Below are 15,715 nucleotides of genomic sequence, written 5' to 3' on the forward strand. Positions count from 1 at the left end.
AGATCTAAGATCTTGGGACACCCTCCTTTTTTTCCAATACAGACGGATCTGATTGCTGCCTGTTCTTATTCCTTCTGCCATTAACCCGATACAGATCGCCGTAAATGGAACGATGCTCCAGTCTAGCAGCTCACGATACAACTCCGATATAAAACCCATCATATCCCTTACTTCCCACTGTTTGGATCGCCGTGCCGGAAATCGCGGAGTGGGCGGACAGCATATCCATGAATTTGCGGATACCGTGCACCCGAGGGTCTGTGCTGTGATGATCGATCACTTCTCCATTCCGGATCACATTATCGCTAATAATGATCGTACCCGGCCGTGAGAACTGTAACGCCCACTTCAAATAATTCGGATTGTTGGGTTTATCGGCATCAATGAAGATTAGATCGAACGGCTCCACCTTCTCCTTGGCCAGCTCCTCAAGCTGCAGCACAGCATCGCCTACCCGGATTTCCACCCTATCCTCCAGTCCGGCCAACGCCACATTGGATTTGGCAATCTCGGCATGATGCGGATCGAGCTCCAGAGAAATCAGCCGCCCCCCATCCCCAATCGCTCTGGCCATCCAGATCGTACTGTAACCTCCCAGCGTACCGATCTCCAAAATTCGTTTTGCACCCTTGATCTGAACGATAAGGTTCAGCAGCTTCCCTTGAGCCTTAGATACATCAATCTCCGGCAATCCGGCCTCCCGATTTGCAGCTAAGACCCTCTCCAGAACCTCATCATAAGGAATCAAATGTTCTGTGATGTAATCGTCTACTTTATCCCAAGTCGCAGCTGCATCATCCTTCTTTTTCATGCCCGCTTCCTCCCTCATTCTCCATATGGATCTTACAAAATCATTGTATGTGATTTATTGTTATAGATATAATATATATTTAAAGGACTTATATAACTTAAATATATGAATGGATAGGAGTGCGGCACTCATGAATTTACATGCATTACGGCTCTTTCATGTTATCGCCACAACGGGCAGTGTTACCCGTGCTGCTGAATTGTTGAATATAAGCCAACCCGCCATCACAGCCCAGATTAAAAAATTCGAGAAGGAACTCTCCCTTACTCTGTTCAAGCCGCAGGGCAGGGGCATCGGATTGACGGCAGCCGGAGCCGAGCTCGTTCCGCTTGCCAAAAGACTCTTCTCCGTCGAGCAGCAGATTGAACAGTTCTGCCTGGATTACCGCAGCGGTTCGAGGGGACAGATCTGCATGGCGGCTACCTATCTTCCTTCCCATTTTCTCCTGCCGGCCTGGCTTGCGAAATACAAGCAGCGGTACGAAGAAGTAGAAATGAGCATAACCACCACGAATTCAAGCGATGCGCTTAAGCAGCTGTTACATATGAATGTCGACCTTGCGATATACGGCGGACTGCCAGAGGAATCTCCGAATACGATACAGATCGAGGAGCTGTTCCGGGATGAGTTATGGTTTGTCGTATCCCCCGATCACCGCTATGCCAATCAGCGCATCTCCCTGGAAGAGATGATGAGAGAGCCTTTTGTTATGCGGGAGGAAGGCAGTTCAACGCGGGAACGTTTATTTGCCTTATGCCGTACCCATAGCGCGCCTCGCCCGCGGATCACGCTGCAATTCAATGGTCTGCACGAAGCGATTATGGCCGTCATTGCCGGATACGGTGCAAACTTTGTGTCCTCACTCGTCGTACGGGAGTATGTGGAACGCGGCGAACTGAGCCGGGTCTATGTTGATGGAATCGAGCTTCAAAATATTATAGCGGTCTGCACCCGCAAGCATGAACCGTTATCCGCTGCCGCCATGAACTTCGTGGATATGATCCGGAATCAGTCATAAGTTACCGTAACATTCCATTACCATATTAATGTGAAGGATAACCAAATCATTCTATTCATGACGTTAATAATCTGTTTAGTACCGACCTCATGGCAGCCTCACTGCCGTCATGTTCCACGACTTGCGCAAACGCGGCACGCAATGCCTCCGCCAGAATGATGCCCAATTCTTCGCCAGCCTCTTCTCCTGATGCTGCGGCCAGTTGACCGAGATAACGGGCAACGGGATTGTCTCCTTTACGGGGATCTGGCTCAGACAGCAATCGTCCCGTTTTAAGGCGAATCATGCTGTCGTAAGCGGTCAGGAGAGCCGATTTCAGGCGCTGATCGGGAGGGGCTGCATCGGCAACAGCTTCCATGCGATCCAATATTCGAAGTATTACGTCATCCCGAAGCAAGCCGTAAAACTTCTTTTTGGATTTGTAATGATGATAAAGAGCTCCCACGGTCACTCCGGCATCGGCAGCAATGTCGTCAACTTCCGCTTTGTGGTATCCCATCTCGGCAAAACGCTTCAATCCTGCCTGTATGAGTTTGTGCTGCGTGGTACCCGGTATAGGTATATGACTCATGTAACTCCCTCCGAAACGTTCATGTAAAGATATCTAAATTCTAACATAGCAGCACTTTAAGAGATATAATCTTGATAACTGTGAATAGCCATTTCAAAAAAACAGCTTGATTATACAACATAACTCGGTTATGTTAAATATAACCCAATTATCTTGCATCACGAAACTATATTTTATTTCGAGGTGAGAACATGGAAGGAAACGTTATTTTTTATTTTGTTCCGGTCAAAGATATCAAGACAGGCAAGACCCTCTATCGCGACACGCTCGGTTTGGAAGAATCATGGCGCGAAGGAGATTACACGGTCGCCTTCAAGCTTCCCGGTACCGACGTTGAATTGATGGTTGAACAAGTCTCGGAAGGAGGCCCGGATGCCGCCGGACCTGTTTTTCTCGTGCCATCTGTTCGGGAAATATACGAGAACAATCCCGGCAAGCTGCAATTTATCGGCGAACCGGGTGAAACTCCGGACGGCCTCTGGTTGAGTGCCAAGGATGATTCCGGCAACGGAATCTACTTTACGGATGAAAGCCTCCATGAATCCTGATCCCATTTGCGCCGCTGACACCCCTGCCCTCTTGCGTGTGACGGCGGCAAACGCCAATATCCATCGGCTTCATATCCTGTAGTAACAACAAGAACATACAAATAGGGACGTCCCGCCAGATCCTGGATCTTTCGGGACTGTCCCTATTCTTTGTCTACTCCTCTGAAGCTTGATTAGTAAATTTACCGAACGTGTTAACCTTTAATGGAGCCGATCATGACGCCTTTCTCGAAATATTTTTGCATAAACGGATAAATGAGCAGAATCGGAAGCGTCGATACAATAATGACCCCGTACTTGATCTGGTCGGCATATCGCTGCGCATACCCCCCTGCATCCCCTCCTGTTCCGGCACCGCTCGAGAACACCTGGTTTGACAGCAGAATATCCCGCAGAACGATTTGCAGCGGCTGAAGCTTCGTGTCCCGGATATAGATCAGCGCGGTGAAGAAATCATTCCAGTGCCCCACCAAATAATAGAGTCCGATGACGGATACCAACGCTTTGGACAGCGGCAAGGCCACTTTAAAGAAAAAGGTAAAATGGGAGCAGCCGTCCATGACAGCCGCCTCATGCAGCTCCTGCGGCAGTGAGTTCTCAAAAAAGGTCCGCGCAATGATCAAATAAAACACATTCACGGAGAAGGGGAGAATAAACACCCAAATGGTGTTCGTCAGACTAAGTCCCTTCATCAGCAAATAGGTGGGAATCAGCCCGCCGTTGAAAAACATCGTGATCACGAAAACAAACATAATGAGCCGTCTGGCGCGGAATTCCTTTCTGGATAGCACATAAGCTGCCGGAAGCGTGAACAGCATGTTAACCAAGGTCCCGAACACCGTATAAAACAGCGTATTCCGATATCCGGTCCAAATCCGCATATCTTTGAAAATCTCCTGGTAACCGAAAAAAACTGATATTTTTGGGGATAAACAGGACCTTCCCCGTCGATACGAGCGTTGAGTCGCTGAACGATGCAATGATGATAAAGTACAGCGGATAGGCGATCAGCAGAAAAATGATACTGCACAGAAAACCCAATGTGATCTTAAACGCTAACTCCTTACCGTTTAAACGTGTTCTCGTATGTTCATGTTCCACAACCGTTTCTCCTTCCCCGATCATTAGAATAGGCTCGTTTCCGACATTCTCTTCGAGATCGTGTTCATCGCATACAAGAATACGAAATTGATGAGCGTGTTAAACAAACCGATGGCCGAAGCCAAGCTGAATTGATTGGAGATGATCCCGATTTTATAGACGTAGGTGGCAATGACCTCCGAGACGGGAAGGTTCAGCGAATTCTGCATCAGAAATATTTTCTCGAAGCCGGTCCCGAGGATATTCCCCATGCTGAGGATAAACAGGATGATGATGGTCGGAATGAGGGCAGGAATGTTGACAAACCGGATCGTCTGCCATCGGCTGGCCCCATCGATTTTGGCGGCATCATACAACTGGGGATCCACGGTGGACAAGGCTGCAAGATAGATAATGCTGTTCCAGCCGCAGTGCTGCCAGATGTCGGAGAGCACATAAACCGGAATAAAGGTCGAGGTGGAGGCCAATAGATTGATATGTCCCAGCCCCACCGCCTTCATGAAGTGACCGACAACTCCGGTTTCGGAAGATAGCAGAACATTCAGCATGCCGACCAGCACGATAATGGATATGAAATGGGGCAGGTATACGGTAGTCTGCATCAGCTGCTTCATTCTTTTTCTGCGGATCTGGTTAAGGATGAGGGCCAATATGATTGGAGCCGGAAAGCCAAGCACAATCGTGGCCAGACTGATCAGAAACGTGTTCCGCATTAGATCCGTGAACAGGTAACTGTCGATGAATTGCTGAAAGTAAGCAAGCCCTCGCCACTCGCCGCCGGTCAAGCCTTTGCTGAAATCGTAGTCCCGAAAAGCAAGCTGGATGCCGTACATCGGGATATAGTTAAACAGCAGGATGACGATAATAGCCGGAAAAATCATAATCCACAGCTGATAATCTCGTCTGAAGGTGTTCTGTCTTTTACGGGATTCCATATCCTCCCTCCTAGTTTTGATTCATGTACTCGTCGTAATATTTTTGCATAATCTCTAGATTCTGCTTCAGGCCTGCCTTCTCGCTTTCCTTGATGTACGTGTCCCATTCAGCTTCCACGCCGCCCTTGGTCACCCATTTGGCAAAGCTGGATTCCGCAAGATTCATCACATTCGTGTTGTTCAGGCTCATGGCGTTATTGTCCATGGTGGAATACTTGATGAACATGCCGGGGAACACGTCCTTATCGGGATCCACGTCCAAGGCCGCCTCCAGCGGCTCCGATTGACCCAGCACCTCCTGCATATCGGTGCCAAGCGTCAGCTCTAAGGTATCGGGGATATAAAATGCGCCGTGGTCCGCCATCGTCGAGGTCCATTTCCATGTGCCCGGATCCATCTTGGCATCGGCCGGAGGCAGAACGGCATATGTACCGTCTCCGTTATCTTTAATATTCGGTCCGAGGGATCCGAACAGCACCTGCATGCCCACCTCGGGCGCATAAAGTTCGTTGATGAATTTCATGGCCGCTTCCTTGTTCTTGGTCTTGGCGGACATGACGATATGGTTGGTGCCATAATTCAGGGAGTAATGATCGTAGCTCCAGGACAGCTTCCCTGCATAATCTACCGACACCTTCATCGGCGGCATAGAAGCATACTGCGGTGCCAGCTGCTCGCCGAACCGGTCGGACGCCACCCATCCCCAGGTAAAGCCGACCTTGGCCGTATCCCCTTCCCCGCGGGCGATGGATTGAAATTTCGTATAATCATGTGTGAACACTTCCGGGTTAATCAACCCCGCCTTGTACAATTTGTTCAGAAACACAACCATCGTTTTGTACCGTTCATCCGTCAGGAAGTTCTTCACTTGACCGTCTTCCACAAAATAGCCCTGTCCGCTGCCGTCCGTCAGCGTAATGCCCATGCTGCCCAGGAGCACAGCCGGGTTAAAATATCCGCCGATGCCTCCCGGCCAATCCATCGGAATCTCGTCATTCGGATCGCCGTTCCCGTTGGCGTCCTTCTCTTTGAAGGCCACCAGGACTTCATACAGCTCATCCCATGTGGTCGGCATGCTCAGGCCCAGTTGATCCAACCACTGCTGGTTAATGAACTGCCTGCTGGCGGTAGCGGGCCAGAACCGCTGATATTTCGGGAGACCGTAGATTTTGCCGTCCGACTGCGTGGCAATCACTTTCGTATCCGGTTTTTCATTAAACATGTTCTGTACGTTGGGAGCCTGATCCAGCATGCCGGACAGATCCTGGAATAAACCCTGGAATTGCGCAAAGTCCGCATCCGTAATGACGTTCGGACCGATGAACAGATCCGGAATATCGCCGCTGGCCAGCATCGTCCCTTTCTTCTGTCCCCAATCCGCGGTAATCTCCTGCCATTCGATGTCCACGCCCGCCGTCTCCTCGACCTTTTGCAGCCATTCCATTTCAGCCAGCGGCTTCGTGAGCGGATGCTTGGTAATGATGGCGGTGAGCTTTACTTTTTTGCCTGTTTGATCCCCGGGTGTTTCGGCTGACTCGTTCGTGTCACCTCCGGCCCCGCTGCATCCTGTTAACAACATGGCTGTGATGGCGACGAGCGAGATGAAAACGTTTACCCTTTTCTTCATTCCACTACCTCCTGGTTTCGTTTGTTGGTCTGGTCCATGGGGGTATGCGGCCATGTATTGGCCTTGCCTTGGGACATATTTCACTCTAAACGGAGGGGAAGGGCCCCGTAAACGGACAGTTTTTTAAGCATCTTCATTTTTTGAAAGCGCTTATAATCAAACAGGTGAAAGCGCAACCAATCAGGATCGCTACAACGAATTCAAATATTGTATATGTTCAAAAAATGAAGCTGCTCAGCTTCACGAAAGCGCCTGGACAAGAAGCTTACAACGAAAAGGTTTGACAAAAGACCGCTGTAAGCTGCCTTGTCCAGCATCAGCGGTCTTCGTTTTATGCTTTATGCGTATTTCGATATTGTCCGGGGGTCGTACCCACCATCTTTTTGAAGGAACGGATAAAACTCGAGGTGTTGGTGTATCCGACCTGTTGGGAAATGGATTCGAGGGTCTCCTCGCTGTCCCGTAGAAGCTGAATGGATTTTTGGATGCGAAGCTGATCGATATACTCTTTGAAATTTTGCCCCATCGTTTTCTTAAAGTGATGGCTGAAGTTGGAGACCGACATATCAAAATAATCGGCCATCATCTGCAGCGAGCAGTTTGGATCCATTCCTTTCTCCGCTATGAGGGACAGAATCTCTTCCTGCGTTGCCGTACGGGACACGGGGAGCGTTTCGCTGATCATCTCGCACAGCTTGGCATAACTCTCCCTGATAATCCCGATCATCTGCTCCAGCGTATAACGGTGGTTAAATGCCGCCTCGGTGAGCCGAAGCAGGCTCTGGTCGTCATGACGGAACCGCTGGAGGCCGTTGAAGATGACGGTAACCGTATTGAGATACACGCTCCGTATCATATGCGGCGGCAGGCTGTCACTGCTTAAGTAACCGATCATTCGCTCCGCCAAAGAGGCCAGCATGGCCGCGTCATTCTTAAGGATCGCAAGCTCGAGGGATTGCAGGATTTCGGCAAAATAGGAGACGGCTCCGGTTTGGGGGATCTCGAGGTTATCAAAGATCAGCACGGTCCCGTTCTTCCGGATGCGAAGAAACTCCGCTGTGCGGAGCGCCTGCAGGTAGGAGAGATGGAGGTCCACCGGCAATTGGGCTGCGCTAGACTTGCCGATGCCAATCGCGGTTTGTTGGCCCGTACGCTCCAATATTTCATCCTGAAGCCGCTCTACGCAGGATTTGATAGGGAAATCGGCTGTATGGGAGCACACCAGGATCAATTCCTGCTGATAGATGCTCTTGAAGAAGTAGCCTTGGGCATCATCAGGCAGCAGTCCCTCGTAATCCCGGCAGCAAGCCAATATCTTGTCCAGCCCTGCTCCATCCGCTTCGCAGCACAACACGGCAACCGTGTAGTTATCATGATGAAACCGGATGCCGACCCTGCGGGCTTCCTGTTCAAAGTTCTCCCAGTCAGGAATATGCCCACTCACCAGCTCAAACAGCAGGTTGTCCCGCATAATCGGCAAAGATCCCCTCACATGCTCGTCCAGCTTGCTGTTAGCCTGCGAAAGCTCCTCCAACGTATACTTAATCGTATCAATCTCGTTCATCGGTTTTCGCTCCAGTGGTTCAAACACATGTACGGCGAGATCAACCAGACGGCGGATCGGCTGGTAGTTCTTCCGGATGGATACATAGATGATGAACACTTCAAGCAGCAGAATCAGCCCGACCAGGATAGCCGTATTCAGCTGAATCGTCCGAATGCCCTGCAGGGACTTAGATACCGCCAGCAAACTTACGTATTTCCAGCCATTCTTATCCGATACCGAGGACGATACCAGATAGTCCGATCCGCTGATGGTATGAATACCCGAAGAGGAAACTGACTCTTCCCCTAAGCGATGCACAAGATTCTTGAAATCATCGGAAGATTGGTATGACGTATCATTGGAGGATACCAATCGCCTTCCCTGGCCGTCTAACACAAAAAAATCGCCGCTGTAGGTTTCCGAAACGGATTTCATCATCCGGACAATCGTATCCTCCCTGACCATGATCATGACGGCCCCGGGGGAATTCGAGCCCCCTACCGGCAGCGGCTGCACGAAGGTCAGCATTCGGACCCGGTTATTGCCGGGCACGACCACATTCTCCACAGGCCTCACGACAGGAGATTGAAGATCATTCAGAGTCTGGATCATATCTTCGTGGGCCCAGTTTTCATAATAGTAACCCACACCCGGAATGGAGAGGTCGTCCAGTCTGTATGCGCTTCCAGTTTTGGAAAACAAATAACCGATGTTCTTCACATACAGCAAGGTGTTGTAAATAAACGCATCGGTTGCATTGTATTTTTTCATCTCATTGGCAATAAGCACCCGCTGGTAGTCGCTTTCCTCCGCCTTATACATCTTGAACTCCCGGTTCTGCACCAGCTCAAACGGTAAATTGTACACATACCTTGTAAACGTATCCATCGATGTCATGAACTGCTCCGTAATATGCGCATTCCAGTCCATTTCCTTCTCTTTCACCACTTCTGCCGAATAAGGATAGTAATAGAACAGGATGACGATCACGGGAAACATCAGCACAAGCAAATAGGAAATCAACAATTTTGTCAGCAGGTTAATCTTATGGATTCGCAATCGGTGACCACCTCCCTATCCTTCGAACCAAATCTGAAAATGTTATCTATAAGAATACGTAATTTTCAAAAAAAAGAAAACTCATTTCCTGTTGCACATCATCGGAAATGAGTTTTTTGATATGTGTACTATAGTTGTTGCAGCAGTCATGAGGATTGTTCCACTCCCCATTTTTCGGCCCACTTCTCCATCTCCTTCAAAGAATCCAGGAAGTCCAATCCCTTGTCGGTCAATGAATATTCCACGGAGACCGGAACGGTAGGAAATACCTCGCGTCTTACGATCCCGCTGCCTTCCAAATGCCGCAGCACATCCGTTAAGGATTGCGTCTTGATGATGGCTGCATCCCGGTGAAGCTGATTAAACCGTTTCGGTCCTTGGGCTAATTGCGCAATGACTAGAAACGCCCATTTGGCTCCGAGAATTTGCAGCACTGAACAGATATGATTGAACGCCGGCGTTTCCTGCAGCTCTACTCTAACAGGTTCCACGATCTCACCCCATCGCTAACTAATCGTAAGTTAGTCAAAATGATTGGATAATATCCAAATACTTTGCCTTCTTACATAATATATGCGTCTTACTTATAATACAAACACAAAGAGATTTCAAGTTATACCAACCCGATTGCGGCATGTGCTAGCCATGATCGCAGAGGGTATTGATCTTCTAACGAAGGGATGAAATGGATATGAATCGATTTACGATATATTTATTGGCGCTTGGGGTTTTTCTTACTGCCACCTCGGAACTGGTCGTCTCGGGTATTCTGTATGCGATCGCAGACGATCTTCATATTTCTTTGGCCTTTGCCGGCCAGCTGATTACCGCGTATTCGCTTGCTTTTGCGATCGGAACCCCGTTTCTGGTCTCGCTCACCGCTCGATTCAACCGTAAAAGAGTGCTGCTCGGCTCTCTTCTGCTGTTCATTGCCGGCAGTCTCGTTTCCTATTTCAGCACCGAAGTCTGGATGCTCATGGGCTCCCGGGTCATCCTGGGGGTAAGCTCAGGGGTGTATCTCGTAGCCGCAATGGGCACAGCAGCCAAGCTGGTACCCCCGGATAAGTTAGGCCGTGCCATCGGTACCATCGTCCTTGGTTTTAGCAGCGCTATGGTGCTGGGCGTTCCGATCGGAATATGGATCACGAATCTGCTGAACTGGCAATCGATCTTTCTGCTGTTGGCTCTGCTCAGTCTGTTGGTCACTTTTGTCCTTACTAGACTCCTGCCGGACGTTGAAGGAGACGCTCCTGTTCCCTTTTACCAGCAATTCAAAGTGCTGGGAAGTGTCTTAATCGTGAGCGCGCTGCTGCTTACGTTCTTCCGGGAATCCGGCAACTCGGTACTGTTTACGTATGTTACGCCATTTATCCAGGATATTTTCCATATCGCGCCATCAGGAATCAGTATCATAATGCTTGGCTTTGGACTTTTTGGAGCGATCGGCTCGAGGCTCGGCGGATATGGGGTCGACCGGTTTGGCCCTGCGAAAGTGATTACGCTCAGCACGCTCATTCATATCGCGGTATTCGCGCTTCTTCCGCTGCTCGCCGGTCAATCGTTCATAGGACTCGTGCTGATGGGAATCATGGTGCTGTCCATGTTTGCGGCGGGTCCGGCCGTTCAGAGTTATTTTATCCAGCAAGCACCGGGCTCTTCCAATCTGATCCTCAGCTTAAACACCTCCATTGTCCATCTCGGGTTAGCCGCAGGCGCGGGTGCAGGAGGCTTCATGGTCAATACGACATCCACGCTTCAGTATCACCCATGGCTCGGTGGATTCGTGCTCGCGCTTGGCCTGGCCGCAGGACTGGTCAGCTTCTCAGCAGGGCGGAAGACGCTGGTTCTGAAGTCGGTCTGACCTCACCTGCTCCACCATATGAAATTTGCCCAAGCCACCCTGCCAAGGGTGGCTTGCATGCTGCTGGTTCCAAAAATGGGCTCACGTATGCTTACCTACGGGAATACCGTATTTTATGGGTCAAACGCCTATTACATTATGAAGGGCAGGAATCACAGTGGCAGTCTCTTATATGGATTTCACCTCTCCATCTGTTCGCTATACTTATGATCTGAGAAACAATCAAACATTCAAGAAAGACAATCAGAATTTCATCTATTCACTCTCCGTAAAAGAATTGAACACGCTTGGGAACGCCTCCCTGCTGGATATTCACCTCAGCACAGGCAATGTGGTGGAGCCGCATATCCACCAGAATGCATCCGAGCTGGTGTATGTCATCTCAGGCGCAGCCATCGTCTCCATGGTCAATCCGTTCACGAAGGAGCTGCTGAACTTCAAGGTAACGCCCGGTCAAGTAGCCTTAGTCCCGCAAGGCTGGTGGCATTATGAAATGGCGACGGTTGACAACACGCACCTGATCGCGGTCTTTGACGCACCGGTGCCTGAATTCATTGCAGGCTCCGATCTCTTGCGATTGACGCCAGCCAGCGTGCTCGCGCACACGTACTGCCTGGATGAAGACAAAGTCAAAGACACCCTGGCACCGATTACCGATACGGTTATCATCGGTCCGCCCAAAAACTGCCCGCAGCAGGGGCAAGTGCAAGGGCAGATGAAGCATCAACAGCCTGCGTCACATCATAATCAGCACTATTACCATCAAGAAAACTCTGGTAATCGGGACTATGAGCTTCTTCAACAGCAGCAACAGCAATTCCAGCAACAGCAGCTGCAATTTCAGCGGCAACAACAGCAACAGTTGTTCCAGCAGCAATTTGAGGCTCAGGATCAACCCCAGCATGGAGCATATGCTGCTGAACCGCCGTTGTCACCACCTCATTTACAAGAGCAATTCCGTTCGCAAAAGCAATTACAAGAACAGCAGCGTCAGCAGTTCATTCAACAGCAGCGTCAGCTGCCATTTTTGCAGCGCCAGTTAATTGGAAATGGCTGGGACCAATTCTAATCAATCCTCTGGTGATAATAGGTCTTTCGAGTGAAATAGGCAGCATCACTATTGGCCAGTGATGCTGCCTATCTCTTTTTTATATGGAAATATATTATTTAGGAAGAACCGGTCCTCCCGTTATTTTCAGCTTCCGGTACGTAATCTTCTCTGGTCTTGTAACCGACATGTACCATTGAATGCCCGCTGTCAAATTTACCAGGCTTAAATAATATCCGTGCCCGGCGCCTGTATCGATCCCCAGCTTGCCATCGCCATACCAGAGCTGGTCTGGCGGTACACCTAGACGAAAAGTGGACGTATGCCCGAAAACAATCGTTTTATCCATATAACGAGGCGATTGATGAAACGGTTCACGAATCTCTGTCAATTCTTCCGGTTTCTGCGCATGAAGCGGTATATCAGGCCGAATGCCTGCATGCACAAACAAGTATTCGTTGTATTCGGTCCATAACGGCATGGCTGCTATGAATTGTTGATATTGTAACCATTGGGGAGCTGCGAAACCTGCGTGTGCCGGCAATTGATGCAACCATTTGCGTTCGTTATTTCCCTGAAGCGCAACGGCACCCGAATCACACAGCTCCTTCACATAGTCAAGAGTCCCGGCTGAATCGGGTCCCTTATTCACATAATCCCCCAGCAAAAATAGACGATCCACCTCTGGCTGATAATGGACGTGCTTCAATAGAGTTTCCAGCAGGGAACCGTAACCGTGAATGTCCGATATCGCATACACTTGACTCATGTAGCCAGCATGCTGCTTTCTGCATAAATCATCGTTTGTTCCGGTAACAACCGTATTCTCCATTCGCTTCCCGCATCTACGCTGCAATGATGAAATAGATGAATCGGCTGCTGATCTGCCGTTTCTGCGATGACTCTCCATCTGTTCCCTTCATAGATTGTCTGCATCACGGTCACCTTCAGCAAGTTCCCTTCTTGCAGAGCTTCGTCACTGCTGCAAATTTCGATCGATTCCGGATGAATCATGATGATAGCCCGACCGTCTCCATGATCCGCACCCATCAGATTTCCCGCAATCGGACTCCCGGAAATGATAGCAGCAGGACGTCCATTCTCGCTCAGTCTGGCATCCAATCGGTTATGGTATCCCATAAGCTGTGCAACCCAAGGGCTTGCAGGCCGCTCAAACAACTCCCTCGGTGCTCCCAATTGATCTATCGTTCCGTCCCTTAAAATCAAAATCCGATCCGCCACCGTAAATGCCTCCATGCGATCATGCGTCACATACAGAGTAGCAATGGATAATTCGCCGAGCAATCTGGCCAACTCACCGCGCATATCCGTTCTAAGCTTAACATCCAGATTAGACAACGGTTCATCCATTAATAACAGCTTCGGTTCTGTTGCCAACGCTCTCGCTATGCCTACTCGCTGCTGCTGACCGCCAGACAGCTGGGCCGGCAGACGGTCCAGTAAGCCCCCCAGCTTCAGAAGCGATTGGAGTCGATCCAATGTATTCGATCTGTCATGCCCATTTACCTTCCGGCGTCTCATCCCGTACTCCATGTTCTGTTTAACGGTCATATGCGGCCAGAGGGCATAATCTTGAAACACCATATTAACAGGCCGGTTTTCCGGTGGAACATAATGTTTCCCCCGTTCAACGACGGCTCCAGCCATCTCCACCTCGCCGGTATCAATACGCTGAAGTCCGGCAATCATCTGCAGCAGCGTAGATTTCCCACAGCCCGATGGGCCGAGTATGCATATGCGTTCTCCCTCCCCGACCTCAAACGTGATCGGCTTCAAGACTTGCTGCGAGCCGAATGATTTCGATACACCCTTTACCTTTAAGATCATTCCACGCTCAATCCCTTCCAAATTTGATCACGATTTATTGCGATCCAGCCATCTGAAACCCAGACGCCCTGCTGCTTGCAGCAAAATGATCATCAGTACAACTGCTCCGCAGCTAACGACAGTAGCTGCCGTTGCATAACCATAGCGCGAGAATTCAAAGGCCCGGTCGATGACCAGCGGCATCAACGAATAATTAGCCGGTTTCAGCATGGAAGCCAGGGCCAAATCGAACACGCTGGTTCCAAACGAGGCCAAGGTTGCAATCAAAAGTGACTGGCGTGCCAAGGGCAATACGATATCCCGCATCCGTTCGAACACGCTTGCCCCTTGAATGGCTGCCGCCTTCAGCATCGTGCCGGACAAATTGCCGAATGCCCCCAGCTGGACCCTGACTGCGTAGGGGATGGCACCGGCTATCCCTGCAATCACAAGCAACGAGGGGGTTCCGTATAAATGGAGTCCTAAAGGCTCCAGCCATTTCTGGTTCCATATGAAAATATAGCCAATCCCGAGCACAACGCCGGGGACCGCCAGGGATATGATGGAGAACAACTGAAGCAAGGGTTTTAGCCGAGACTCCGTAAATGTCAGCATATAAGCAACAACAAACCCGATCAGCATGCTGAATAAAGCGGCTGCGGCAGCAATGATAAGAGAATGATACATTCCTTCAAGATAACCGAGCAGCCTGTGATCCCCGGCTTGTCCCGAGAATAAATCACGGTAATGGTCGAGGGTAAAATTACCCGAAGATAGGCCTCCGCCCGCTTGTTTCAGGAGAGATACCGCCGCGCTGGTTCCAATCGGAATCCCGAGGCTCAAGAAAAGAAAGATCGTAATCAGCAAATTGTACAACCAGGCTTTGCGCGGTCTAACCTTTTCGATCTGGACGGCTCTTGCATTCAGAAAGTCGAATCTGGATTTGCCCAGGGTCACCATGAGCAAGGTCATCGCAAGGACCAGAATCAAGACGAGGTAGAATGCCAGCACCCCGGCCATATCAAAGCGTACCGGAGACTGATAGATCGCCGAGTATATCGAGTATGTCAACGTCGGAAATTTATATACGGTCGCCAAGGCGGCGGGCAGTCCGAAATCTCCGATAGTATCCATAAACACCAGGGTCCAGCCAGCCACATAGGAAGGCAGAGCCAATGGCATTTCGACGGTTCTCCACACGGTGAATGGCCTCGCGCCGTTCAGCCTGGCTGCATAACCGAACTGCCTTATATTCCACTCCGATGCTGCCGTAATAGCCAAATAAGCTAACGGAAATTTGCTTAGGGACATGACAAACACAAGTCCGGCAGGTTGAAAAATAAACGAGGTAACCCACGTCAGCCCCAGCCACTGATGAGCCAGTCCATCCGAGCCGGCAAACAAAACCCAGCCCTGCGCTATCATGAAGGATGGGGCTATTAACAATACCCAAGCCGTCATATCCAGCAATTTAGCCGCTGTAAAGTCCCACCTTGCCCGAATGGTAGCAAGCACGCCGCCAATGATCGTACCGATCGTTGCCGTACCCAGCGCCAATGTGACCGAATTCAAGAGAGACTGTTTCCACAACGGCCGATTCCATATTTCTCCGATCAAGCCCAAGCTGCTGGACTTGACCTGTCCGAAGAATAACCCGGGAAAGATGACGTTGATGAGGACGGCGAGCAGCGGCAAAAAAATCAAAATGAACAGGAGGAGGGTTACCCCGCCTCCATAGCGAGCTTCAGAAGTATTCATGTGGC

13 protein-coding genes and 1 pseudogene are annotated in these 15,715 nt (G+C 50.0%); 4 read left to right on the forward strand and 10 right to left on the reverse strand.

Annotation, left to right across the window (positions count from 1 at the left end):
• Positions 1-130: 130 nt before the first annotated feature.
• Positions 131-811 carry an O-methyltransferase gene (locus AC0VZ8_RS24385; protein WP_475484695.1) on the reverse strand — a complete coding sequence of 227 codons (681 nt, stop codon included), beginning with the start codon at positions 809-811 and terminating at the stop codon, positions 131-133.
• A 130-nt stretch (positions 812-941) separates the two neighbouring features.
• On the opposite strand from AC0VZ8_RS24385, the gene AC0VZ8_RS24390 reads away from it, so the two are divergent.
• Positions 942-1,829, forward strand: a complete 888-nt coding sequence (locus AC0VZ8_RS24390) for a LysR family transcriptional regulator (protein ID WP_475484696.1) — start codon at positions 942-944, stop codon at positions 1,827-1,829.
• Positions 1,830-1,884: 55 nt separating this feature from the next.
• Here AC0VZ8_RS24390 and AC0VZ8_RS24395 read toward each other — a convergent pair whose 3' ends face one another.
• Entirely contained in the window at positions 1,885-2,400 is a 516-nt protein-coding gene (locus AC0VZ8_RS24395; protein WP_071223219.1) for a TetR/AcrR family transcriptional regulator, read from the reverse strand.
• Positions 2,401-2,591: 191 nt separating this feature from the next.
• On the opposite strand from AC0VZ8_RS24395, the gene AC0VZ8_RS24400 reads away from it, so the two are divergent.
• Positions 2,592-2,948: a VOC family protein gene (locus tag AC0VZ8_RS24400; protein ID WP_071223220.1), complete on the forward strand. Its 357-nt coding sequence runs from the start codon at positions 2,592-2,594 to the stop codon at positions 2,946-2,948.
• A gap of 194 nt (positions 2,949-3,142) precedes the next feature.
• Here the strand turns inward: AC0VZ8_RS24400 and AC0VZ8_RS24405 are convergent.
• From AC0VZ8_RS24405 to AC0VZ8_RS24425, 5 genes and pseudogenes are all read right to left on the reverse strand, one after another.
• Positions 3,143-4,073 (reverse strand): annotated as a pseudogene (locus AC0VZ8_RS24405) (carbohydrate ABC transporter permease).
• On the reverse strand, positions 4,073-4,984 hold the full coding sequence (locus AC0VZ8_RS24410; protein ID WP_475484697.1) for an ABC transporter permease: 912 nt from the start codon (positions 4,982-4,984) through the stop codon (positions 4,073-4,075). Before AC0VZ8_RS24410 ends, AC0VZ8_RS24405 begins: the two are co-directional and overlap by 1 nt.
• Positions 4,985-4,994: 10 nt before the next feature.
• The gene (locus tag AC0VZ8_RS24415; protein ID WP_475484698.1) at positions 4,995-6,611 is read right to left on the reverse strand and encodes an ABC transporter substrate-binding protein; all 1,617 of its coding nucleotides are present in this window, start codon (positions 6,609-6,611) and stop codon (positions 4,995-4,997) included.
• Between the two features lie 331 nt (positions 6,612-6,942).
• Positions 6,943-9,216 carry a helix-turn-helix domain-containing protein gene (locus AC0VZ8_RS24420; RefSeq protein ID WP_475484699.1) on the reverse strand — a complete coding sequence of 758 codons (2,274 nt, stop codon included), beginning with the start codon at positions 9,214-9,216 and terminating at the stop codon, positions 6,943-6,945.
• A gap of 146 nt (positions 9,217-9,362) precedes the next feature.
• Positions 9,363-9,707, reverse strand: a complete 345-nt coding sequence (locus AC0VZ8_RS24425) for a winged helix-turn-helix transcriptional regulator (RefSeq protein ID WP_475484700.1) — start codon at positions 9,705-9,707, stop codon at positions 9,363-9,365.
• 200 nt (positions 9,708-9,907) lie between these two features.
• Between AC0VZ8_RS24425 and AC0VZ8_RS24430 the strand changes: the two genes are divergently transcribed.
• The gene (locus AC0VZ8_RS24430; protein WP_071223379.1) at positions 9,908-11,077 is read left to right on the forward strand and encodes an MFS transporter; all 1,170 of its coding nucleotides are present in this window, start codon (positions 9,908-9,910) and stop codon (positions 11,075-11,077) included.
• A 157-nt stretch (positions 11,078-11,234) separates the two neighbouring features.
• The gene (locus AC0VZ8_RS24435; protein ID WP_475484701.1) at positions 11,235-12,146 is read left to right on the forward strand and encodes a cupin domain-containing protein; all 912 of its coding nucleotides are present in this window, start codon (positions 11,235-11,237) and stop codon (positions 12,144-12,146) included.
• Positions 12,147-12,240: 94 nt separating this feature from the next.
• On the opposite strand, the gene AC0VZ8_RS24440 is transcribed toward AC0VZ8_RS24435, so the two are convergent.
• From AC0VZ8_RS24440 to AC0VZ8_RS24450, 3 genes are read right to left on the reverse strand one after another with little or no spacing between them, the layout of a single operon-like run.
• Positions 12,241-12,894, reverse strand: a complete 654-nt coding sequence (locus AC0VZ8_RS24440; RefSeq protein ID WP_071223227.1) for a metallophosphoesterase — start codon at positions 12,892-12,894, stop codon at positions 12,241-12,243.
• Entirely contained in the window at positions 12,891-13,973 is a 1,083-nt protein-coding gene (locus AC0VZ8_RS24445; protein WP_071223228.1) for an ABC transporter ATP-binding protein, read from the reverse strand. Before AC0VZ8_RS24445 ends, AC0VZ8_RS24440 begins: the two co-directional genes overlap by 4 nt.
• Positions 13,974-14,000: 27 nt before the next feature.
• A complete protein-coding gene (locus AC0VZ8_RS24450) occupies positions 14,001-15,710 on the reverse strand; it encodes an ABC transporter permease (protein WP_475484702.1) in 1,710 nt (569 codons plus the stop codon).
• Positions 15,711-15,715: the final 5 nt, after the last annotated feature.

It is taken from the genome of Paenibacillus sp. QJM3NY_38, from assembly GCF_056173265.1.

Excerpts from the sequence above, each read along its gene's own strand:
- AC0VZ8_RS24450 (WP_475484702.1), bottom strand. The coding sequence starts at position 15,710 with ATGAATACTTCTGAAGCTCGCTATGGAGGCGGGGTAACCCTCCTCCTG.
- AC0VZ8_RS24390 (WP_475484696.1), top strand. The coding sequence starts at position 942 with ATGAATTTACATGCATTACGGCTCTTTCATGTTATCGCCACAACGGGC.
- AC0VZ8_RS24385 (WP_475484695.1), bottom strand. The coding sequence starts at position 811 with ATGAAAAAGAAGGATGATGCAGCTGCGACTTGGGATAAAGTAGACGAT.
- AC0VZ8_RS24395 (WP_071223219.1), bottom strand. The coding sequence starts at position 2,400 with ATGAGTCATATACCTATACCGGGTACCACGCAGCACAAACTCATACAG.
- AC0VZ8_RS24440 (WP_071223227.1), bottom strand. The coding sequence starts at position 12,894 with ATGAGTCAAGTGTATGCGATATCGGACATTCACGGTTACGGTTCCCTG.
- AC0VZ8_RS24415 (WP_475484698.1), bottom strand. The coding sequence starts at position 6,611 with ATGAAGAAAAGGGTAAACGTTTTCATCTCGCTCGTCGCCATCACAGCC.
- AC0VZ8_RS24430 (WP_071223379.1), top strand. The coding sequence starts at position 9,908 with ATGAATCGATTTACGATATATTTATTGGCGCTTGGGGTTTTTCTTACT.
- AC0VZ8_RS24410 (WP_475484697.1), bottom strand. The coding sequence starts at position 4,984 with ATGGAATCCCGTAAAAGACAGAACACCTTCAGACGAGATTATCAGCTG.
- AC0VZ8_RS24400 (WP_071223220.1), top strand. The coding sequence starts at position 2,592 with ATGGAAGGAAACGTTATTTTTTATTTTGTTCCGGTCAAAGATATCAAG.
- AC0VZ8_RS24445 (WP_071223228.1), bottom strand. The coding sequence starts at position 13,973 with ATGATCTTAAAGGTAAAGGGTGTATCGAAATCATTCGGCTCGCAGCAA.